The 19,818-nt window shown below is 63.3% G+C and carries 21 protein-coding genes; 7 read left to right on the forward strand and 14 right to left on the reverse strand.

The window, feature by feature from the left end:
- Nucleotides 1-26 precede the first annotated feature (26 nt).
- Nucleotides 27-296, forward strand: a complete 270-nt coding sequence (locus tag ACSQ3L_RS24460; RefSeq protein ID WP_436162239.1) for a CopG family ribbon-helix-helix protein — start codon at nucleotides 27-29, stop codon at nucleotides 294-296.
- Nucleotides 293-601 (forward strand): type II toxin-antitoxin system RelE/ParE family toxin, encoded by a 309-nt coding sequence (locus ACSQ3L_RS24465; protein WP_436162240.1) that lies wholly within the window; start codon nucleotides 293-295, stop codon nucleotides 599-601. Before ACSQ3L_RS24460 ends, ACSQ3L_RS24465 begins: the two co-directional genes overlap by 4 nt.
- Here ACSQ3L_RS24465 and ACSQ3L_RS24470 read toward each other — a convergent pair.
- The 9 genes from ACSQ3L_RS24470 to ACSQ3L_RS24510 all read right to left on the reverse strand — a co-directional run bounded on the left by ACSQ3L_RS24470 (nucleotide 598) and on the right by ACSQ3L_RS24510 (nucleotide 8,599).
- On the reverse strand, nucleotides 598-1,062 hold the full coding sequence (locus ACSQ3L_RS24470; protein WP_436162241.1) for a cytochrome c-type biogenesis protein: 465 nt from the start codon (nucleotides 1,060-1,062) through the stop codon (nucleotides 598-600). The two genes, ACSQ3L_RS24465 and ACSQ3L_RS24470, sit on opposite strands and share 4 nt — an antisense overlap.
- Nucleotides 1,059-3,044 carry a heme lyase CcmF/NrfE family subunit gene (locus ACSQ3L_RS24475; protein WP_436162242.1) on the reverse strand — a complete coding sequence of 662 codons (1,986 nt, stop codon included), beginning with the start codon at nucleotides 3,042-3,044 and terminating at the stop codon, nucleotides 1,059-1,061. Before ACSQ3L_RS24475 ends, ACSQ3L_RS24470 begins: the two co-directional genes overlap by 4 nt.
- A gap of 23 nt (nucleotides 3,045-3,067) precedes the next feature.
- Nucleotides 3,068-3,511, reverse strand: a complete 444-nt coding sequence (gene ccmE / locus ACSQ3L_RS24480; protein ID WP_292185892.1) for a cytochrome c maturation protein CcmE — start codon at nucleotides 3,509-3,511, stop codon at nucleotides 3,068-3,070.
- An 8-nt stretch (nucleotides 3,512-3,519) separates the two neighbouring features.
- The gene (gene ccmI / locus ACSQ3L_RS24485; RefSeq protein WP_436162243.1) at nucleotides 3,520-4,653 is read right to left on the reverse strand and encodes a c-type cytochrome biogenesis protein CcmI; all 1,134 of its coding nucleotides are present in this window, start codon (nucleotides 4,651-4,653) and stop codon (nucleotides 3,520-3,522) included.
- 323 nt (nucleotides 4,654-4,976) lie between these two features.
- On the reverse strand, nucleotides 4,977-5,414 hold the full coding sequence (locus tag ACSQ3L_RS24490; RefSeq protein ID WP_436162244.1) for a hypothetical protein: 438 nt from the start codon (nucleotides 5,412-5,414) through the stop codon (nucleotides 4,977-4,979).
- Nucleotides 5,415-5,542: 128 nt separating this feature from the next.
- A complete protein-coding gene (locus ACSQ3L_RS24495) occupies nucleotides 5,543-6,976 on the reverse strand; it encodes an ATP-binding protein (protein WP_436162245.1) in 1,434 nt (477 codons plus the stop codon).
- A complete protein-coding gene (locus ACSQ3L_RS24500) occupies nucleotides 6,960-7,625 on the reverse strand; it encodes a response regulator transcription factor (protein WP_023812809.1) in 666 nt (221 codons plus the stop codon). The genes ACSQ3L_RS24495 and ACSQ3L_RS24500 overlap by 17 nt, the downstream gene beginning before the upstream one ends.
- A 91-nt stretch (nucleotides 7,626-7,716) precedes the next feature.
- Nucleotides 7,717-8,016: a hypothetical protein gene (locus tag ACSQ3L_RS24505; protein WP_436162246.1), complete on the reverse strand. Its 300-nt coding sequence runs from the start codon at nucleotides 8,014-8,016 to the stop codon at nucleotides 7,717-7,719.
- A gap of 175 nt (nucleotides 8,017-8,191) precedes the next feature.
- Nucleotides 8,192-8,599, reverse strand: a complete 408-nt coding sequence (locus ACSQ3L_RS24510) for a DUF3168 domain-containing protein (protein WP_436162247.1) — start codon at nucleotides 8,597-8,599, stop codon at nucleotides 8,192-8,194.
- A gap of 522 nt (nucleotides 8,600-9,121) precedes the next feature.
- On the opposite strand from ACSQ3L_RS24510, the gene ACSQ3L_RS24515 reads away from it, so the two are divergent.
- A complete protein-coding gene (locus ACSQ3L_RS24515) occupies nucleotides 9,122-10,183 on the forward strand; it encodes a glycosyltransferase family 2 protein (protein WP_436162248.1) in 1,062 nt (353 codons plus the stop codon).
- On the opposite strand, the gene ACSQ3L_RS24520 is transcribed toward ACSQ3L_RS24515, so the two are convergent.
- From ACSQ3L_RS24520 to ACSQ3L_RS24540, 5 genes are all read right to left on the reverse strand, one after another.
- Nucleotides 10,180-10,983 carry an ABC transporter permease gene (locus ACSQ3L_RS24520; protein WP_436162249.1) on the reverse strand — a complete coding sequence of 268 codons (804 nt, stop codon included), beginning with the start codon at nucleotides 10,981-10,983 and terminating at the stop codon, nucleotides 10,180-10,182. The two genes, ACSQ3L_RS24515 and ACSQ3L_RS24520, sit on opposite strands and share 4 nt — an antisense overlap.
- Complete coding sequence (locus ACSQ3L_RS24525) at nucleotides 10,983-11,816, reverse strand: ABC transporter permease (RefSeq protein ID WP_436162250.1); 834 nt, start codon at nucleotides 11,814-11,816, stop codon at nucleotides 10,983-10,985. Before ACSQ3L_RS24525 ends, ACSQ3L_RS24520 begins: the two co-directional genes overlap by 1 nt.
- 25 nt (nucleotides 11,817-11,841) lie before the next feature.
- Nucleotides 11,842-12,957: an ABC transporter substrate-binding protein gene (locus ACSQ3L_RS24530; RefSeq protein WP_436162251.1), complete on the reverse strand. Its 1,116-nt coding sequence runs from the start codon at nucleotides 12,955-12,957 to the stop codon at nucleotides 11,842-11,844.
- 67 nt (nucleotides 12,958-13,024) lie between these two features.
- Nucleotides 13,025-14,119 (reverse strand): ABC transporter ATP-binding protein, encoded by a 1,095-nt coding sequence (locus ACSQ3L_RS24535; RefSeq protein WP_436162252.1) that lies wholly within the window; start codon nucleotides 14,117-14,119, stop codon nucleotides 13,025-13,027.
- 259 nt (nucleotides 14,120-14,378) lie between these two features.
- Entirely contained in the window at nucleotides 14,379-15,263 is an 885-nt protein-coding gene (locus ACSQ3L_RS24540) for a LysR substrate-binding domain-containing protein (protein WP_436162253.1), read from the reverse strand.
- Nucleotides 15,264-15,347: 84 nt separating this feature from the next.
- Here ACSQ3L_RS24540 and ACSQ3L_RS24545 point away from each other — a divergent pair, with 84 nt between their 5' ends.
- From ACSQ3L_RS24545 to ACSQ3L_RS24560, 4 genes are all read left to right on the forward strand, one after another.
- Complete coding sequence (locus ACSQ3L_RS24545; RefSeq protein ID WP_436162254.1) at nucleotides 15,348-16,970, forward strand: amidohydrolase; 1,623 nt, start codon at nucleotides 15,348-15,350, stop codon at nucleotides 16,968-16,970.
- Nucleotides 16,957-17,889, forward strand: a complete 933-nt coding sequence (locus ACSQ3L_RS24550) for a dimethylarginine dimethylaminohydrolase family protein (protein ID WP_292642029.1) — start codon at nucleotides 16,957-16,959, stop codon at nucleotides 17,887-17,889. The genes ACSQ3L_RS24545 and ACSQ3L_RS24550 overlap by 14 nt, the downstream gene beginning before the upstream one ends.
- Nucleotides 17,890-18,050: 161 nt before the next feature.
- Nucleotides 18,051-18,668 carry a cupin domain-containing protein gene (locus ACSQ3L_RS24555; RefSeq protein ID WP_436162255.1) on the forward strand — a complete coding sequence of 206 codons (618 nt, stop codon included), beginning with the start codon at nucleotides 18,051-18,053 and terminating at the stop codon, nucleotides 18,666-18,668.
- A gap of 141 nt (nucleotides 18,669-18,809) precedes the next feature.
- Entirely contained in the window at nucleotides 18,810-19,751 is a 942-nt protein-coding gene (locus tag ACSQ3L_RS24560; RefSeq protein ID WP_436162256.1) for an ABC transporter substrate-binding protein, read from the forward strand.
- The last annotated feature ends 67 nt before the right edge of the window (nucleotides 19,752-19,818 follow it).

The raw sequence follows: 19,818 nt of genomic DNA on the forward strand, positions 1-19,818 counted from the left end.
CACAGCCCACCACAAGGCTTTCATAAATGACAGCAAGCACCACCATGACCATCCGGGTCTCTTCCGAAACCAAGCTGAAGCTGGAGCGGATCGCCACCGACACCCGGCGTAGCAAATCGTTCCTCGCCGCCGAGGCGGTCTCGGCCTACGTCGATCGCGAACTCGATATCATTGAAGGCATCAAACGCGGCATGGAAGACGCGGCGGCTGGCCGTGTCGTGCCTCACGACGATGCCATGGCGGAAATCAACGCGGTCATCGAATCGGCGGAAGCCAGGCGCTCGGGCAAGGCGTGAAGCGGTTCGTCGCCTGGTCGCGAGAAGCGCTGGACGATCTTAAGCAGCAAGTTGCCTTTATCGCTCAGGACAATCCTGCAGCCGCCCGACGCCTAGCGGATCGTATTCGTGAAATGGGCCGGGGCCTTGGTGATATGGCGACGGGCCGGCCAGGCCGAGTAACAGGCACCTATGAGAAGCTCATCGGCCGCCTGCCCTACATCATTGCCTATGAGTTGCGCCCGATCGCTGGCCGTCAGAGCGTCGTTATCCTGCGCGTCATTCACACGTCGCAGGACTGGCCCTCGGAGGAATGGCCGAGCTAATTGCCTAGTATCTTGTCCAGCGCCGCCTGTTCCTCAGTGGTCAACGCATTGGTCGCCAGCGTGCGGCGGGACCGCGCGGTCAGCACGATGAAAACGCCGCCCACCAGCAACAGCAGGACAGGCGTGCCCCAAAGCAGCGCATTTCGCAGGTCGAAACGCGGCTTCAGCAGCACGAACTCGCCATAGCGCGAGACAACATAGTCCATCACCTGCTGGTCGGTATCGCCGGCGACGAGGCGCTGGCGCACAAGGACGCGCAGGTCGCGGGCAAGGTCAGCATCGGATTCGTCGATCGACTGGTTCTGGCAAACCATGCAGCGCAAGCCTTCCGACAGCGCCCGCGCCCGCGCTTCCAGCGCCGGATCGGCCAGCATCTCGTCGGGCTTCACCGCCAACGCCGTGCCGGCAAAGAACAGCGCCAGCAGCAGGACAATCGAGGTTAGCGAAAGTCTCGTGCTCATGGCACACCAGCGGAGGCCACGGCCTGCTTGCGCCGCCGCGACGGCGCGCCGACGCGCAGGCGCCGGTCCATCAGCGACATGGCGGCACCCGCCATCATCACCAGGCCGCCGCCCCAGATCAACGTCACCAGCGGCTTCCACCACAGACGCACCACAACCGAGCCGTCTTTGCCCTCGTCGCCGAGCGAAATGTAGAGTTGGGAGAGGCCCATCGTTCTGATGCCGGATTCCGTCGTCGTCATCTGCCGCACCGGATAAAATCGTTTGGCGGAGCTGATTTCGCCAACAGGACTGCCGCTGACGCCGATCAGTTCGAAGCGGCCGCGGTTCTCGGCGTAGTTCGGTCCCTGGGCCGGATAAAGCCCGACGAAACGCAGCGTATGGCCGGACAGTTCGACCGTCTCGCCGGCATGCATCGACAGGATCTTCTCGGTGCCGAAGCAAAGCGTCCCGACGATGCCGAGCGTGGTCAGGCCAAGGCCAAGGTGAGCGAAGGCGGTGCCGAAAACCGAGCGCGGCAAGCCAAGCAGGCGCCTGACCATGATTCCCGCCGCAACATTGCCAAATCCGGATTTGACGGCGAGGTCGGTAAGCGCGCCAAGGATCAGCCAGACGGCAAGGCCGACACCCAAGGCCGCGAACACCGAGGCGCCGTCGATGAACAGGGCGGTGACCAGCGTTGCCAGGAGCGCCGCGGCGAACGACACCATCAGGCGTTGTGCGACGGCGAAGACATCGCCGCGCTTCCAGGCCAGCAGCGGCCCAAACGGGACCACCAGAAGCAGCGGCACCATCAGCGGTCCGAAGGTCAGGTTGAAGAATGGCGCGCCGACCGAGATCTTATCGGCCGAAAAAGCTTCCACGACCAGCGGATAGAGCGTGCCGACGAGCACGGTCGCGGTCGCCGTGGTCAGGAACAGATTGTTGAGGACAAGCGCTCCTTCGCGCGAAATCGGATGGAACAGGCCACCGGCTGTCAATCGAGAAGCGCGCAGCGCAAACAGCGCCAGCGAGCCGCCGATAAACAGCGTCAGGATGCACAGTATGAACACGCCGCGCGTCGGATCAGTGGCGAAGGCGTGCACCGAGGTCAACACGCCCGAGCGCACCAGGAAGGTGCCGAGCAGCGACAGCGAAAAAGTCAGGATGGCGAGCAGCAGCGTCCAGATCTTCAGCGCCGAGCGCTTTTCCATGACGATGGCCGAGTGCAGCAGTGCGGTGCCGGCCAGCCACGGCATGAAGGAGGCGTTCTCGACCGGATCCCAGAACCAGAAACCGCCCCAGCCGAGCTCATAGTAGGCCCAATACGATCCCATGGCGATGCCGCCGGTCAGGAACATCCAGGCGACCAGCGTCCACGGCCGCACCCAGCGCGCCCAGGACGCGTCGATGCGGCCTTCGATGAGGGCCGCGACCGAGAAGGAAAAGCAGATCGAGAAGCCGACATAGCCGAGATAGAGGAGCGGCGGGTGGATGGCGAGGCCGAGATCCTGCAGGATCGGGTTGAGATCGCGGCCCTCGATCGGCGCTGGATTGAGCCGGATGAAGGGATTGGACGTCGCCAGGATGAACAGGAAGAAGGTAGCGCCGATCGCGCCTTGCACGGCAAGCACATTGGCGCGCAGCGTCGCCGGCAGGTTGGAGCCGAAGGCCGCGACAAGCGCGCCGAAGAAAGTCAGGATCAACACCCAGAGCAGCATCGAGCCTTCGTGATTGCCCCAGGTTCCGGTGATCTTGTAGATCAGCGGCTGCAGTGAATGCGAGTTCTCCCACACGCTCGCCACCGAGAAATCGGACCTCGCATAGGCGCTCGCAAGTGCTGCGAAGGATAGCGCCGTCAGGGCGAAGCCGGTCACAGCAACCGGGCCACCGACGGCCATCAGGCGCTGGTTGTTCAGGCGGGCGCCAAACACCGGCACGATCGTCTGCACCAGCGACAGCGCAAACGCCAGGACCAGGGCGAAATGGCCGGTTTCAACCATGGACTGTTGCTCTCGTGCCAGAGCTATTCACTCTTGCTCTCCTGCCAGACGCCCTTTGCCTTCAGACCGTCGGCCACTTCCTTGGGCATGTAGCGCTCATCATGCTTGGCCAGCACGCTGTCGGCAACAAAAACCCCGTCCGGGCCGAAAGTGCCCTCGGTGATGACGCCCTGCTCCTCGCGGAAAAGGTCGGGCAGGATGCCGGTGTAGGTGACCTTGACCGATTTGTGCGTGTCGGTGACGGAAAAGGCGACCGTCGCTCCCTGCTCGCGCTGGATCGTGCCCTTTTCGACCAACCCGCCCAGCCTGATGCGCTGGCCTGGCTGGACACTGGCGGTGGTCAGATCGGCCGGCATGTAGAAATAGGACGCCTTCTGGCCAAGCGCGTAGAAGGTCAGCCCGGTGGCAGCGCCCAGGAAAGCCAGCCCGCCGGCGATCACCGACAATCGTTTCTGTTTGCGCGTCATGTCTTGTTCTACTCCGTCGCCGTCAGGCCAAGCGAGGCGGCAAAGGCGGTGAATTTCCTGGCTTCGTCACTGTCGGCGCCAAAGACGGCAATGGCGCGACCGAGCGCCTCACGCGCCTGATCGGCCTTGCCCAGCACGACGTAGGAACGAACAAGCCGCATCCATCCTTCCGCATCACGCGGATTTTGTCGCAGTTTGTCGTCGAGGCCGGCGACCATGGTGTTGATCATGGCTTCCCGATCCTGCGGCGACATCGAGGATGCGGCGTCGATATCGCCGGCATCGGGACCATTGGTGGCGCCACCGGACGCGACTTCGGGGCTGCCGGACTTGGCCAGCGCCTGCTCGACCGCACCGCGCCATGGCGACTCCGGCGGCAATCTGCCCAGCAGCGCTCGCCAGGCCGCGGCCGCCTCCTTGGCGCGGCCCTCCTGCGCCAAGGCCATGGCCAAATAGAAGCTCGCCTTCGCATTGGCCGAATCGAGCCTCAGGGCCGCCTCGAAAGCATCCTGGGCATCGGCCGAGACAATGCCGCCCGCCGCTCCGGCGATGGCCTCGCCGAGACCGGCCCGGCGAACAGCGCTGTCGCCGTCGAGGCGAATGGCGTTGCGATAGGCGGCCACCGCGTCGGAAAAGCGCTGCATGCGCAGATAGACGGGCGCCAGCACGTCCCATCCCCTGCCGTCGGAAGGATTGGCGGCAAGGTGGGCTTCCGCCCGCGCGACCAGTTCGTCAACCGAACTGTCGGCCGGATTCTTGGCCAACCGCTCGCTGAGCGGTTGCGACGGCAGGTCGGGAGAACCGAGCTTGACATAAAGGCCCCAGCTGACCAGCGGGACCGCCAGCACGGCCATGGTTGCCACCAGCCTTGCCGCGACCGAGGCTCGGCCAACGGGCGTCTTGCCGGCCAAACCATCGATGCGAAGGATACGGCGAGCGATCTCGGCGCGCGCCTCGGCGGCTTCCGCCGGCTGGATCAAGCCACGTGCGGCGTCGCGGTCAAGCTCGGACAACTGGTCGCGATAGACTTCGAGATCGTGATCGCCGCTCGACGACGCGCTCTTCGAGCCACCGGCCAGCGGCAGCAGCACCGCCAGGCTTGCGCCCAGCGTGAGGATTGCGGCTATGACCCAGAACAGCATGGTACTTCCAATAAAGGCGGAGCCCTGCCCTGCCAACACATGCATCCTGCGACGCTTTGACGGGGACGCGGGTTAACGGGTTCCTTCGGAGCCTTCGCCGGCGCGTTGGCTGACGGAGTATTAGACGAAAAACCCGCCTGAGCGGCGGGTCACTGGCGCAAATCAGCACCATAGGTAAATATGTACCATAACTGAGGGCACGGGGTCAAGAAAAAATTCCTATCCTGAGAAGCGACCGGCACAAAAGCTGCCGACACCGCCGAACTGGCTGTCGTCAGGTCCTTGTTAACCTGAGTTCGGAGCCTGCCGCCGGCAGACGGTCGTCAGGTCAGCGGCGTCCAGCTGCCATCGGCATTGCGGCAAGCGGTCCCGCGCGCCGTCACCCCGGCCCCGCCGGTGAACACCGTCTGTGTGTACTGGCGGCAGTCCTGCGAACCAACGCGATAGGGCTGCGCCGGAACCACCTCGCCGTAGCGCGAAGCCTGGGCGCCCTTCCACGTCACCTTCTGGCCGCTGGTCGTATATTCGAGCGCCTTGTATTCAGCCTCGAGCGCACTGCGCTTCTCGGCCTCGCTGAGGCTGGCGCCCATCGATCCACCGACGAGACCACCGCCCATCGCCGAGATGATCGTCGTGGTTACCTTGCCGCTGGAAGGTGGCGTCGAGGCCGGTGTCGGCGCGACGGTAGGTCCCTTTCCGCCCAAGGTGGTGCAGCCGGAAACGGCCAGCAATGCGGAAACGAGCGCGACGCGAATCTTCATGCCAACAACCGGTTTTCTTGAGTTGGAGCCTGTTATGGATGAGCCGGGGGCCGCGTCACCGGAGAAGTCGGCGTGGCCATAGTGTTGATATTTGTCGGAAATTTGGCCGCTGGTCGCTGGGCTAAGCATTATTGAAGGCTCCGCAATCGCACCACCGCCTTCAATCCGCCCATGCCGGACCGTTCGAGCGCCAGAATGCCTCCATACTCGTTGACGAGGTCGGCGACAATGGCCAGCCCCAGACCTGTTCCGGGCTTTGTCTCGTCCAGGCGCCGTCCGCGCTTCAGCGCCTCGCGCGCCTTGTCCTCGGGAATGCCCGGGCCATCATCCTCGATGCCGATCTCGAACAGGCCGGCCGGATCGTCCTTGCCGGTCAAAGGCACGACCGAGACCAGCACCGAACTCTTTGCCCATTTCATCGCATTTTCGAGAAGATTGCCCAGCAATTCCTCAAGGTCCTCGCGCTCGCCGGCAAAGACGATCTCGGTCGCCGGCAGCGACAGCGACAGATTTGTCCGCGGGTTGAGCTTCTGCAGAACCCGCACCATGCGCTGCACCAGCGGCGCCACCGGCGTGCGATAGACGACGCTGTCGCGTTGCGCGGCGACGCGGGCGCGTTGCAGATAGTGCTCGACCTGCTTCTGCATGGAAGCGGCCTGTTCGGCGATCAGCTGTCCCTTGGCGCCGCCAAGTGCCCGGCCCTCGTTGAGCAGCACCGCGAGCGGCGTCTTCAGCGAATGGGCAAGATTGCCGACCTGGGTTCGCGACCGCTCGACGATGCGCCTGTTGTTTTCGATCAACGCATTGGTCTCGTTGGCAAGCGGTTCGATCTCGGCCGGGAAGCGGCCGTCGAGCCTCTGCGCGGTGCCTTCGCGCACCATGGCAAGCGCGTTCCTGACCCGGCGCAGCGGCTGCAGGCCGAGCAGGATGGCGATCGCATTGATGGCGATCATGCCGACGCCGAACAACGAGAGATAGGTCAGCAGGCGGCGCTGGAAGGTGGCGATTTCCTGTTCGAGTTCGCTCTGGTTGCCCATGACGCGGAAGCGCGCGGCGCGGTTCTTGGCATCGAGAACGAATTCGCTCTCGAACACTTCGAGTTGCTCACCATCGATGCCTTCGGCCGGATAGCTGCGCTGGAAGCTGGCGTTGAAAGGCACATCCGCAACGCTTGGCGATGGGATCGTCGTGGTCATCGACGACGAGTGGAGATCGCCATGCACACCTTCCGAAGCGGGCTCAACCGACCAGTACCAGCCCGAATTCGGCTCCGAGAACCTCAGGTCGCCGAGGTCGGGCGCGCCGGTGAGCGCACCGCTGTCGGAAATACCGATGGAGCCGATCAGGTTGAACAGATGCGCCGAAAGCAGGCTGTCGAAACCGCGCTCGCTGGCCTGGCGGTAGAGCGTGGTGATCAGGGTGAAGATGACAACGAGCGTCACGATCGCCCAGACCGTGGAAAAGGCGATGACGCGGAACGTCAGCGAACGCGGCCACAAACGCAGCGAAAGCGGCGTCCTTGCGGTTGGTTTGAGCGGTTCCGAGTTACGCCTCCGGCTCACGCATGCGGTAGCCCATGCCGCGCACGGTTTCGATCATGTCGATGCCCATCTTCTTGCGCAGCCGCCCGACGAAGACTTCGATGGTGTTGGAATCGCGATCGAAATCCTGATCGTAGAGATGCTCGACCAGTTCGGTCCGCGAAACGACCTCGCCCATATGGTGCATCAGATAGGCAAGCAGGCGGAATTCGTGCGACGTCAGTTTGAGCGGCACGCCGTCGACGTCGGCTTTCGATGCCTTGGTGTCGAGGCGTAGCGGCCCGCAGGTCAGTTCGGACGAGGCATGGCCGGCAGCACGGCGGATCAAGGCCCGCAGCCTCGCCAGCACCTCCTCGATGTGGAACGGCTTGGTGACATAGTCGTCGGCGCCGGCATCGATGCCGGAGACCTTGTCGCTCCAGCGGTCGCGCGCCGTCAGGATCAGTACCGGCATCTTGCGGCCGCCGCGCCGCCAGCGCTCGACCACGCTGATGCCGTCCATCTGCGGCAGGCCGATGTCGAGCACCACTGCGTCGTAGGGCTCGGTGTCGCCGAGGAAATGACCTTCCTCACCGTCGAAGGCACGGTCGACGACATAGCCGGCATCGACCAGCGCATCCGATATCTGCCGATTGAGATCCTTGTCATCCTCGACGACGAGTACGCGCATGCGGAGTTCGATACCTGTTGAAGAACTAGGGTCAGATATAGGCCGATTCCGGCGGCCTGGGAAACGGAGGCCTTTAAGTTGGAAGAGTGGATCAGTTTTGCGGGACGATGATTTCGGAACGGCGCGGACGTTGTCCGTCCTTGCCCGGAACGAGCACGACGATGACACAAACCGGCTGGCCGCCGCGCGTCGACTGCGAAGCCTTGGCCAGCGTTCCGCCATTCTGTTCGGCAACCTGCTGGCCGATGGCGTAGCAATCGGCCGCCGCCAATACCATTGGGCTTGCCTGATCAGGCGCTACGACCGGCATCGCCATCGCCTGCGACGCAAACAGCCCGGCAGCACAAAGCGCCAGTGTCGCGGTTCGGAAGTGGGAGCGAAGCGTTTTCATAGTCGGCGTTGTAACGCATCGGTGCTGAACGTGAAATGAACAGTGAACGCCGCCGAAAACATCCTCGCCACACCCCTGCAACGCGAGACAGTCAACCTGAGATTTCACCGCCCCAACCCGGCGAAATCCCGCGAAGGTCCAGTCTAGACTCCGTTTCGACCATATTGAAAGCGCATCAGGCATTTTCCTGCGTTATCGCGCGATAACGCAGCAGCCCGTGATGCACGAGCAGATCCTCGTCATGGCGGGCCTCGGTGAATTCGAGCGACAGTCGTGTCTGGCCGCGAGGACCAATCACCAGCACCGCATCGGCGAGGCGCGCCTTGATGGCATCCATGATGGCAAGCGTTTCAGCTTCGCCCTGGGCCTTCGACCAGACATGCAGCGTGATCAACTGATCGTCGTTGTTCTCGGCGCCGGTGTCCCAGTCGAAGGCACTGGTCTGGCCACAAGTCACGTGGGGAAAGGCGGCATTGTCGGCTGGCTGCTCGAGCAATCCGGCGCCGCCCAGCAGCGCCGACAGCGATGCATCGCTTCGCAGTCTCTGGAACAATGCCTGCTGCAAATCGCCGGACGCCGTCATCGTTCTTCCCTCTAGCCGTTGCGCTGCCGATCATCGCTTTTCGCAAGCCTGTCCGCGTCCTGCATGTTTTGACAGATATAGCCATTCGACACGCTGAGGCGATGGCGATTCGTCATCTCAGTGAGGTTTGTCTGGTTCGCCTGACATTGCCTGGCGACGCGTCCGCACGTCAATTTTCGGATGGGGGCTTGTTCCAGCCGCATTCGAAGGCCAGTATCGGACATGCCTTCAGGGCGTCCGCTTCGGTCCCGCTGCGACCGAACACGATGCCATTTCCGTCGCGCTTGATCTATGGCCGGGGCGTCGGAGCTTTTACCGGCCAGCGACACACCTGACCCAGTCGGCCACCGCGATCCTCGAAGGCAATGGCGGCTGTGCATGAAGTCGCGAAAGAGAGGCGTGATCCGCCTCCCGACGAAAAGGCGGGCGCTTTCCTCGGGAAACTCACGGAGCCAGCTTGAAGAGGAAGCAGCCCACGAGCGGATTTTGCCGAAACCAAAGCAAGATGCGAGGTCGAATGCGATGCAGTCCCACAAAATCCCGGTTTCCATCATTATTCCGAACTACAATTACGCGCGGTTCCTCGAGCGCAGCATCGACAGCGCCCTGGAGCAGGACCACGACGACGTCGAAGTCATCGTCGTCGACGATGCATCGCAGGACAATTCCACGACCATCATGGAATCCTATGGCGACAAGATCGTCGCTTGTCCGCGACCAAAGAATGGCGGGCATGCGGCCGCTTTCAACACAGGCTTTGCCGCGAGCTCGGGCAGAATCATTCTCTTCCTCGACGCCGACGATTATCTTTATCCGGAAGCCGTCTCCACAATCGTCGACACCTGGGACGAGGCAACCGCCCAGGTGCAATCAAGACTGCACATCGTCGATGACCGGCAACGCATCAAGGACGTCTTTCCGCGGCCGGAACTGCCCTTCGACAGCGGCGATGTCATGCCGAAATTGCTGCACAAGGGGCGCTACCAGACGACCGTGACCAGCGGGCTGGCCTTTGACCGGACGATCCTGGAATCGATCATGCCGATTCCGGAAACGGATTTCCGACAGGGCGCCGACGGCTATCTTGCGACGCTGGCGCCGCTCTATGGCCACGTCCAGTCGATCGACGAATGTGTCGGCGCCTACCGGATCCACGGCGCCAACCATTCGGTTTTCGGTGAAAAGCTCGCCGAGCGGGCACGCTGGCGGGTAGAGCACGATTTCCACCGCATGGAGGCGCTGTCGGACCAGGCATCGCAGGCGGGCCTGACCGTCGTGCCGGAAGACGTTGTTCGCCATGATCCGGTCCACCTAGAAGAACGGCTGGCGTCGCTCTGCGCGGACAGGCACCGGCACCCCGTGGCCGACGATTCCCGGCTGGCGCTCGCGGCGGCGGGCGCCGTCGCCAGCCTCGAAATGACGGCGTCCCTGCGCCGCCGTGCCGTGCTTGCCGCCTGGTTCCTGTCGGTCGGCATGCTGCCGCGGCAAATGGCCATGGCGGTCCTGTCGTGGAAGCTCGACGCATCGTCCAGACCGGCATTCCTTGCCAGCCTGTCCAGGACAATCCGCCGCGCGATGGGCTAGCCCGAAGCCTGCCTGGCCAAGAAACTGCGCACCGCCAGCACCAGCACCGTGATGATGATCAGGATCACCGACAGGGCCGCGATCGCCGGGTCGATGTTGTCGCGCAGGCCCATCCACATCAGCCTGGGCAGCGTGATGGCATTGACCGACGTGATGAACAGGGTGACGCCGATTTCTTCCCAGGACAGCACGAACGACAGCAACGCCGCGGTGACGATGCCGAATTTGATGTTGGGCATGATGATGCGCGTGGCGCGCTCCCAGACAGTTGCGCCAAGGCCGCGCGCGGCAAGGTCGATGCGGCGGTCGAGCTGGCTGAGCGAGACCAGCATCAGCACGGTGGCGAAGGGCACGGTCATCACCGAATGGGCCATGGCGACGCCAAGCCAGGTGTCATAGCCGAAGAACGAGCTGAAGCCCGAGATCGAGGTCAGAAGGAAGTAGAGCGTGATCGCCGAGACCACGGGCGGCACCACCATCGGCAGCAGCACGAAGCCGACGAGTGCCGCCGTGAAGCGCGGTTGGAACATCCAGACGCCGAGGCTGAAACACAGCGCAAGCACCGTGGAAAAGGCGCTGCTGACGATGCCGATGCGAATGCTGAGCAGGATCGATTGGAGCCAGCGCGGATCCTCGATCAGCGCCCGGTAGTGGCGCAGCGACAGTTCGCCCGACGGCATGGCCAGCATGCGGCTCGGCGTCAGCGAGACGGGGATGACTGCAAGCAGCGGCATCAGCAGGAACAGCGCCACGAAGGCGGCGATGATCAGCGAGACGGGACCGGGGCGGTAGGTCGGCATCAGATCAACTGCTTCGGTCTGACATAGCGGAACAAAAGCGCCATCAGCGCGCCGACGAACAGCACCAGCACGACGCTGATCGCCGCACCCAGACCCCAATCCGGGCTCTGGAATATCCTGAGATAGATCAGCTCGGCGATCATGACGCTACGGCCACCACCGAGGATCGCCGGGGTGACGAAGAAACCGAGCGAGAAAACGAACACGATCATCGCCGCGCCGATGATGCCGGAGCGCGTCATCGGTACGAACACGGTCCAGAAGGTGCGCATGCGGCTGGAGCCGAGCCCGCGCGCCGCCAGGAGCACGCGGTCGTCGAGGCTGCGCATGGCCGATGCCAGCGGAAAAACAGCGAAAGGAATGAGGAAATGCGTCATGCCGACGATGACGCCGAATTCGTTGCGCACCAGCGCCAGCGGTTCGGAGATGAAGCCGATCGCCTGCAACCAGGTGTTGATCAGGCCGCGATTGGAGAGCAGCGCCACCCAACCGAAGGCACGGGTCAGCACGGAAATCCAGAAGGGAACGAGGATGCAGAACTCGGCGATCAGACGCTGTACCGGGGTTCCGCGCACCCAGACGACGGTGATGGCGTAGGCGGCGGCCACCGAAACCACGGTGACGACCGCCGCGATGCGCAGCGTGCGGATGAACACCGATTGCACCAGATCGTCGGTGAGCAGCGCCTCATACTGGCCGAGCCCCGGCGTCGGCAGCGTAAAGCTCCATTTGACGACGCCGAGGAATGGCCAGGCATAGGCCAGGACAAGAAACAGGAGCAGCGGCGCCATCAACAGCGCCGCGCCCATCCTGTCGGAGAGATAGGATTTCATTTCGACCCGACTGTCCCGGCCCTGGTCAGGCCGAGATGATCTTGGTGTATTCGTCGAGCGCCGGCCCGTAATTCTTTGCGTACCAGTCCATGTCGAGCGCGATCTGCTTCTTCATGTTCTCGGGATCGACCGGGTTGATGCGCTTCTTGTCGGCGGGAATCAGCGCGTCGGCTGCCGGATTGGCGGGACCCTGACCGAGCTTGTCGAACATGACCAGCTCCTTTTCCGGGTCCTGCGTGCTGGCGATGAACTTCATCGCCGCATCCTTGCCGCCGGGATTGCCCTTGAGCACGGCGAGCGCGCCGGGCGAGATCAGCCCCTGGTCCCAGATGAACTTGATCTTGCCGCCGCTATCCTGCTCGATCAGCGAGGCACGCGTCGACCAGACGATTGCCATCGAGGCCTCGCCATTGAGCAGCACGCTCTGGCTCTCGGCGCCGCCGCCCCAATAGGCAACGACGTTTTCCTTGAAGGCGGCGATCTTGTCATGCGCGCGCTTGAGATCAAGCGGGTAGAGCGACGCCGGCGCGATGCCGTCGGCCAGCAACGCGGCCTCCCAGCTCGACACGCCCCATTTGTAGAGCGAGCGCTTGCCGGGGAATTTCTTCACGTCGAAGAAATCGGCCATGCCGGTCGGCGCGTCCTTGCCGTATTTCTCGGAGTCGTAGGCGATGACATAGGAGAAGAAATAGGTTGAGGCGGCGTATTCCCAGCCAAAGCCCTCGCGCATCTTCTTCTTGTCGACGATCGTATAGTCGATCGGCTCGAGAGCTCCTTGAGCGCCGAGCGTGATGGCCGAGAACGGGTCGACGTCGACGAGGTCCCAGGTCGGCGCGCCGCTCTTGAACTGAGCGGCGATGGCGCCTTCGGTCGGACCCGAGCCGTCCATCTTGACGGTAATGCCGGTTTCCTTGGTGAAGGCCTGGCCGTAAGCGGCGTCATAGGCGGTGATGGCGTCGCCGCCCCAGTTGACCAGCACCAGTTCCTTGGCCTGAGCAAAGGCACCGGTCGAGCGCAGCAGCATCGGCGTGCCGGCCAGAACGAGCGCCGCCAGCTGCGTGAACTGCCGGCGCGAGATCTCGCCGCGACCTGCCCTAACGGACAGGCTCTCGATGGCTTGTTTTTTGGTATCATGTGTCATGTCAGTTCCCCTTTTTTGTCGTTGATAGTGCCGGAAAACGGTGGTGCGCGTGTTTCGCCACCGTTCGTCATTGTCCTCCATGCGGAAGGAGGAAACCCTTTTCCGCCGGCCACGTGAGCCAGACGGAGTTGCCCTTGCTCAGCGCCGCGGCCGCTACCTCGTTGGGCACCGAAACCGTGACCTTGGCGCCTTGCCGTGTCGTCAGGTCAAGCCGCGTCGCAGCACCCAGATAGGTCGAGTTGGTGGCTGTCGCGGCAATGCCGTTCTCGCCGGCTGCCGCCTCGCCCGATATCGACATGTATTCGGGCCGGATCGCCAGGATTGCATCGCCGCGCACCAGTTCGGCCTTGCAGTGCATGGAGACCGCACGGTCTTCACAGAGGCCGGTCGAACCATTGTCGGCCGGGCGCACCCCCTTCAGCGGCAGCATGTTGATCTCGCCGAGGAACTCGGCGACGAAGCGGTTGTCCGGCCGGTCGTAGACCTCGTCGGGAGCGCCGACCTGCAGCAGTTTGCCATGGTTGAAGATAGCAACGCGCGACGACAGCGCCAGCGCCTCGCTCTGATCGTGGGTGACGAAGACGAAGGTGGTGCCGGTCTCCTGGTGCAGCCGCTTCATCTCGGCCTGCATCTGGCCGCGCAGGCCCTTGTCGAGTGCGGAAAACGGTTCGTCGAGCAACAGCACGCCCGGCTCGAACACCAGCGCGCGCGCCAGCGCCACGCGCTGCTGCTGACCGCCTGACAGTTGCGCCGGCAGTTTTTTCTCGTGGCCCTTGAGGCCGACGCGTTCGATCATCTCGCCGACACGGCGCTTGATGTCGGCGGCCGATTTCTTGCGTACCTTGAGTGGGAAGGCAATGTTGGCTTCGACGCTCATATGAGGGAACAGCGCGTAGCCCTGGAACACCATGCCGGCGGCGCGTTGCTCGGCCGGCCGGTCGGTGATGTCGACGCCGTCGCTGAACAGCCTGCCTTCGGTCGGCTGCACGAAGCCGGCAAGGATCATCAGGAAGGTGGTCTTGCCCGAACCGGACGGCCCGAGCAGGGTCAGGAACTCGCCACGGCCGATATCGAGCGACAGATTGTCCAGCGCCCGGAACGAGCCGAAGCTCTTGCCGATCCCGATTGCCTTGATCTCTGCGGCACGGCTGGGTTGCTGCATACTGCCCTTTCCCTAACGCTTGTCGAAATCGTAGGCAGGGTGCCGGCTCACCGCAACCGAATAGTTTTCGCGTGATCGGCAAATTTGATTCATCTATGGAGCTGATCTCCCCCCTTGAGGGTGAGATGTCGCCGAAGGCGACAGAGGGGGGTCGCCGCGCGTGAAGCGCCAACTTCCTCTTTCTTTGAAAAATGAGGGCTGAGCCCAGTCGAAGCGACCCCCTCTGGCCTGCCGGCCATCTCCCCCTCAAGGGGGGAGATTAGCTGACCTCCGAGAGCTTCGACCTCAGCCAACCCGCGAACGCTTCCAGCACCGGATGCGAAGCCTTGGCGTGTTCGGAGACCAGGAAATAGGAGCGTGGCGATTTGATCGCGATGTCGAAGGGGCGTACCAGCCGACCCTCGCTCAGCGCCCGGCGGCTTGTCAATTCGTCGCCCATGGCGATGCCCTGGCCGGCAATCGCCGCCGAAAAGACCAGGTTCATGTCGGAAAAGAAGATGCCGCGCTCTGTGTCGGGGTTTTCCACCTTGGACAGCGCCAGCCAGCGCCCCCAATCCTCGGTATCGCCGAGATGGAGAAGATTGGCGCGCAAAACATCGGCTGGCTTGGAGAATCCACCGACCTTATTGAGCAGCGTCGGGCTGCAGAGCGGTGTGAACGAGATTTCGCAGAGCGGTTCGACCGCCCGGTTCGGCCAATTGCCGACACCGAAAGCAATGAAGGCATCGGCGTCGGCGTTGCTGACATCGTCGAGCCGGCGCGGCGTCAGGATGCGCAGCGCCACGTCAGGGTACATCTGCCGGAACTCGCCGATATGGGTGCACAGGAACAGCGAGGCGAAGCCCGGCGTGCAGCTGACGCTGAACGAGCCGCCAACGCCGGTGCCGGCATGGCGTGTCACCGCGTCGCCGAGAACGGTGAGCGCCTTGCGCACGTCGCTGGCGTAGCGCTGGCCGCGCGGCGTCAGCGCCACGCCCTTGCCGATGCGTTCGAGCAGGTCGAAGCCGAGGTCGCGCTCCAGCAGGCGGAGTTGGTGGCTGACGGCGCTGCGGGTCAGGTGCAGTTCGTCGGCGGCGCGCCAGACGCTGCCGTGACGGGCGAAGCTGTCGAGCGCGCGCAGCGCTTGTGTCGATGGTATGCGCAAGGAGCCTCAGGTGAACCGAATTTGCATGAACCGGGAAAACATATCACTTTCTAGCGAACCGCTTCACTGCTTTCTTCTCATGCCATGGAGAACCCGGTGGCCACCTCGGCGCAAGCAACCGCCCTTGCCTGTCTTGACGGCATCCAACCGTTGCTGTCCGCGTGGACACGCACCATCTTCGATTTCGGCGAGACCGCATGGCGCGAGTATCAATCCGCCGCCTGGTATGTCGAGCGACTGAAGCGCGAGGGCTTTTCCGTCGAAGAAGGTTCCGGCGGCATGCCGACCGCCTTCTGCGCGCATTGGACCAACGGCCCCGGCCCGACCATCGGCATGTACGCCGAATACGACGCGGTGCCGGGCAATTGCCAGGATGCCGCTACGGTCGAGCGTCCGCGCCGGGGGCTCTCCGAACATGCCGGTGGTCATACCGATCCGCATTCCGGGCTGGGCATTTCGAGCCTCGGCGGGCTGCTGGCGACCAAGGCGGCGATGCAGCACCATGGCATATCAGGTACGTTGCGCTTCACCGGCGAGCCGGCGGAAAAGGTGCGCGGATCCAAGCCGATCCATGCCGCCAAGGGCTATTATGACGGCCTTGCCGGCGTGATCTCCTTCCATCCGTTCTACATGCTGCCGCTCTGCAACACGGCGCGCTGGGACACGCATTGCGGTGCGGCCTACGCGATGATCTATCGCTTCATCTGCGACCAGCCGGAGCGCTGGGCGCGGGCGGCGGCAGGTGCGGCACCCATTCCGCAAGCGCATTCGGCGGCGCGCGCGCCCGGTGCCAACGACGCACTGTCGATGATGTATATGGCCTCCAAGGCGCTGCGTGATTCCATGCTGCCGCACCAGGGCGGCTGGTCGATCAGCGAGGCGATCCTGACTGCCGGCCAGGCGACCGCCGACAACCTGCCGGCGGGGCTGGCCGAGATCCAGTACATGATCCGCGTGCCGACGCTTGCCATGGCCGAGCAGGTCACCGCGGTGCTCGACCGCAACGCCGAGGCCGCTGCCAGCATCAGCGGTTGCCGCCATGAGCGGCATTGGGTGTCGAAGTCACGGCCGGGCTTGGCCAACCATGCCATGGCCGAAATCGCCTATGAAGCGTTGTCGACCGTCGGGCCACCGCACTGGGACGAAGAGGCCAAGGCAGTCGCGCGCGAGATACAGGTCAATGCCGGGCGCATGGCGAGCGACGAGCCGTTCATCGAAGAGCTGGAGCGCCTGATCGAGCCGCAGGCGGCGGAAGCGATCCTGCGCCGCGATCTGCCGCCCTCGCAGGTCAATTCGACCTCCGACGATTACACCGACATGAGCTGGCATACGCCGACGGCGCGCTTCTATGTCGCCCGCCCGGCACTGCGTTCGGAGACCGGCTACCCCTATCCGTCATGGGTAATGAACGCGTTGGGCGGTATTCCCGCAACCATCGACCCGATGGTGGCCTGCGCATCCCGCACGATCGCGCTCGCCGCCCTTCGCCTGCTGGAAGACCAGACCGCCCGCGATGCGGCGATGAATGAATTCGTCACCCGCACCGGCGGTGGCATCGGCGGTTCGAACTGGGTCGCGCCGCTCTGCGACTACGAGCCGCCGATTGGATTTCGCTGGCCGGAATATGTCACCACCCCGCGCGGACGCGACTGGTGGATCCCGAGCAATCAGACACCCTCACGAGGAGCATCCCATGACCGTTCATGACCGCATTGTCGCCGAGCCGTTTTCGCTGCAGCGCCGCAACCCGGCCGGCGGCACCAAGCCGCTGACCGCCTGGGGCTTCGCCAACGAGACCGACGTGCTGACCGATGTCTTGCTCGGCTCGCCGAACTTCCTGCGGCATCTCTCGACCAGCTCGCTGTCGCGAAAGCATCTGCGCGAGGCGCCCTGCAACGTGCAGATCGCCCAGGCGCAGCACAAGGACCTCGTCGCCGCCTACGAGCATTTCGGCGTCAATATCCACTGGCACGAGCCAACGCCGGAACTGCCGATGCAGGTCTATTCCCGTGATTCCAGTGTCATGACGCCTTACGGCGCCTTCATCACCGCCATGGCCAACTGGTGGCGGCGTGGCGAGAATTATGCCGCGATCCGCACCTACGAAAAGCTCGGCATCCCGATCTACGACATGGTCACGGCTGGTACCTTCGAGGGCGGCGACTTCAACGTCATCGAGGACGGCGTCGTGCTGATCGGTTGTGGCGGCGCCCGCACGCAGGAAGAAGGCGCGCGCCAGGTCCAGGCCTGGTTCGACAAGGAAGGCTGGGAAACCCGCATCGCCTTCATCGACGAGTACTACGTCCACATCGACCTGATGGTGGTGCCGATCGCCGAAAAGCTGACCGCCGTCTGCCTCGCCTGTACGGAGCCAGGCATTGTCGACTGGCTGAAGGGCAAGGGCCACGAGATCATCGACGTGCCGTTCCAGGACACGATGGCGCTCGGCTGCAACTTCATGTCGCTTGGCAAGGACCGGGTGATCGCGCCGACCTCCAGCCAGACGCTGATCGGCCAGCTCAAGGCGCGCGGTTTCGAAGTCGCTGCCGTCGACATGAGCGAGATCTCGAAGACCGGCGGCGGCATCCACTGCATGGCGCAGGCGCTGAAGCGCGAACCGGCCTGAGGGTAAAGCCCATTCGCGAGTGTTGAAACGGTGGCGCGGCGCTTGCCATGCACGGGTCCGTGATTCCGATCCAGCGTATTCCTCCATTTTTCATAGGATGGACATCGCATAAGATCAGTTTTACGAGTCAGCCCAACCAGCGGAGATGTTCGCGCGCCCCAATGAACAAGATCGATACCCACAACAGCAAGGGCGGCGACGAGCGCTCGACCGCCACCAGCCTCTTGCGGCTCGGCACAAGGTTGAAACTCTCCCGGCAGACGCGTGGGCTGACCTTGAAAGTGCTCGCTGCCGCCGCGAACTGCTCTGAAAGCCTGCTTTCCAAGGTCGAGAACGGCAAGGTCTCGCCCTCGCTTCCCATGCTTCACCGGCTTGTCGAGGTGCTCGGCACGAACATTGGCTGGATGTTCGAGGAGTCCGATGGCGAGGAAGGCATCGTTTTTCGAGCCGGATCGCGGCCGTTGATCGCGCTCGATCCGCTTCGGCGCGGCGAAGGTATTTCGCTCGAGCGTGTCATACCGTATTCGCCCGGCCATCTCCTGCAGTGCAACATCCATCATATCGAGGCGGGCGGTGAGAGCGCCGGTCCGATCCAGCATGCCGGCGAGGAAGTCGGCTATCTCCTGGAAGGTGCGATCGAATTGATGGTGGGCGAAAAAACGTTTCGCTTGTCCGCCGGTGATTCCTTCGTCTTCAACTCCGAGCTGCCGCACTGGTACCGCAATGTCGGCGATGAGCGCGCCAGCATTTTCTGGGTGAACACCCCGGCAACATTCTGATCCGGCGCACCCCCATTTCCTTTCCTTGGTGCTAATTCAAGTCACTTGACAAGAAATCAAGTATCTTGAATTATGTCTCTGCGCTCAGGCGCCAGGTGAGCCCGATCAAGGGCCTTTTCCATAAAACCAAGGGGAACCGGAATGCGTCTTACCAAGATCCTTTCAGGCTGCGCCGCAGCCATCGCCATGACCCTCGCCCTCGGCTCTGCTTCCGCCATGGCCGAGACCTATGCGCTGGTGACCATCAACCAGCAGGCCCTGTTCTTCAACCAGATCAATGACGGTGCAACGGCTGCTGCAAAGGCTGCCGGCGTCGACCTCGTCATCTTCAACGCAAACAATGTACCGAGCGCGCAGAACGATGCGATCGAGAACTACATCACCCAGAAGGTCGACGGCATCATTCTCGTCGCCATCGATGTCAACGGTGTGAAGCCGGCCATAACCGCGGCCAAGGCCGCCGGAATTCCGGTCATTGCCATCGACGCGCAGATCCCAAACGGCGACAACGTCGCATTCGTCGGCGTCGACAACACGAAGGCCGGCGAAGATATCGGCAAGTTCTACGCCGAATACGTCAAGACCAAGCTGAACGGAACCGCCAAGATCGGCGTCGTCGGCGCGCTCAATTCGTTCATCCAGAACCAGCGGCTCGACGGCTTCAAGAAGGCCGTCACTGATAGTGGCCAGAAGGTCATCTTCCTCGACACGGTCGACGGCCAGAACGTCCAGGACGTAGCGCTGTCCGCCTCCGAGAACCTCATGACCGCCAATCCCGACATGACGACGCTTTATGCGACGGGCGAGCCGGCTCTGCTCGGCGCGGTCTCTGCCGTCACCAGCCAGGGCCGTACCGGCGACGTCAAGGTGTTCGGCTGGGACCTGACCAAGTCGGCGGTGCAAGGTCTGGAAGAGGGCTGGGTGATCGCAGTCGTCCAGCAGGATCCGGCTGGTGAAGGCAAGGCGGCGATCGAAGCCTTCGGCAAGCTCAAGAAGGGCGAGAAGATCGATCCGATCATCAATGTTCCGATCACCATCGTGACCAAGGAAAATGTCGGCCAGTTCAAGGACATGTTCAAGTAATATCCTCCCCAGAGCGCCGGGCCGCTCAATGACCTTATGGTTGCCTGCACGGCCCGGCGACCGATTG

This window comes from Mesorhizobium sp. LjRoot246, from assembly GCF_964254115.1.
GTDB lineage: Bacteria > Pseudomonadota > Alphaproteobacteria > Rhizobiales > Rhizobiaceae > Mesorhizobium.

What these genes read in the sequence shown, in the direction of transcription:
- ACSQ3L_RS24460 (WP_436162239.1), top strand. Translation starts at nt 27, where the DNA reads ATGACAGCAAGCACCACCATGACCATCCGGGTCTCTTCCGAAACCAAG.
- ACSQ3L_RS24470 (WP_436162241.1), bottom strand. Translation starts at nt 1,062, where the DNA reads ATGAGCACGAGACTTTCGCTAACCTCGATTGTCCTGCTGCTGGCGCTG.
- ACSQ3L_RS24475 (WP_436162242.1), bottom strand. Translation starts at nt 3,044, where the DNA reads ATGGTTGAAACCGGCCATTTCGCCCTGGTCCTGGCGTTTGCGCTGTCG.
- ccmE (WP_292185892.1), bottom strand. Translation starts at nt 3,511, where the DNA reads ATGACGCGCAAACAGAAACGATTGTCGGTGATCGCCGGCGGGCTGGCT.
- ccmI (WP_436162243.1), bottom strand. Translation starts at nt 4,653, where the DNA reads ATGCTGTTCTGGGTCATAGCCGCAATCCTCACGCTGGGCGCAAGCCTG.
- ACSQ3L_RS24490 (WP_436162244.1), bottom strand. Translation starts at nt 5,414, where the DNA reads ATGAAGATTCGCGTCGCGCTCGTTTCCGCATTGCTGGCCGTTTCCGGC.
- ACSQ3L_RS24500 (WP_023812809.1), bottom strand. Translation starts at nt 7,625, where the DNA reads ATGCGCGTACTCGTCGTCGAGGATGACAAGGATCTCAATCGGCAGATA.
- ACSQ3L_RS24505 (WP_436162246.1), bottom strand. Translation starts at nt 8,016, where the DNA reads ATGAAAACGCTTCGCTCCCACTTCCGAACCGCGACACTGGCGCTTTGT.
- ACSQ3L_RS24510 (WP_436162247.1), bottom strand. Translation starts at nt 8,599, where the DNA reads ATGACGGCGTCCGGCGATTTGCAGCAGGCATTGTTCCAGAGACTGCGA.
- ACSQ3L_RS24515 (WP_436162248.1), top strand. Translation starts at nt 9,122, where the DNA reads ATGCAGTCCCACAAAATCCCGGTTTCCATCATTATTCCGAACTACAAT.
- ACSQ3L_RS24520 (WP_436162249.1), bottom strand. Translation starts at nt 10,983, where the DNA reads ATGCCGACCTACCGCCCCGGTCCCGTCTCGCTGATCATCGCCGCCTTC.
- ACSQ3L_RS24525 (WP_436162250.1), bottom strand. Translation starts at nt 11,816, where the DNA reads ATGAAATCCTATCTCTCCGACAGGATGGGCGCGGCGCTGTTGATGGCG.
- ACSQ3L_RS24530 (WP_436162251.1), bottom strand. Translation starts at nt 12,957, where the DNA reads ATGACACATGATACCAAAAAACAAGCCATCGAGAGCCTGTCCGTTAGG.
- ACSQ3L_RS24535 (WP_436162252.1), bottom strand. Translation starts at nt 14,119, where the DNA reads ATGCAGCAACCCAGCCGTGCCGCAGAGATCAAGGCAATCGGGATCGGC.
- ACSQ3L_RS24545 (WP_436162254.1), top strand. Translation starts at nt 15,348, where the DNA reads ATGGAGAACCCGGTGGCCACCTCGGCGCAAGCAACCGCCCTTGCCTGT.
- ACSQ3L_RS24550 (WP_292642029.1), top strand. Translation starts at nt 16,957, where the DNA reads ATGACCGTTCATGACCGCATTGTCGCCGAGCCGTTTTCGCTGCAGCGC.
- ACSQ3L_RS24555 (WP_436162255.1), top strand. Translation starts at nt 18,051, where the DNA reads ATGAACAAGATCGATACCCACAACAGCAAGGGCGGCGACGAGCGCTCG.
- ACSQ3L_RS24560 (WP_436162256.1), top strand. Translation starts at nt 18,810, where the DNA reads ATGCGTCTTACCAAGATCCTTTCAGGCTGCGCCGCAGCCATCGCCATG.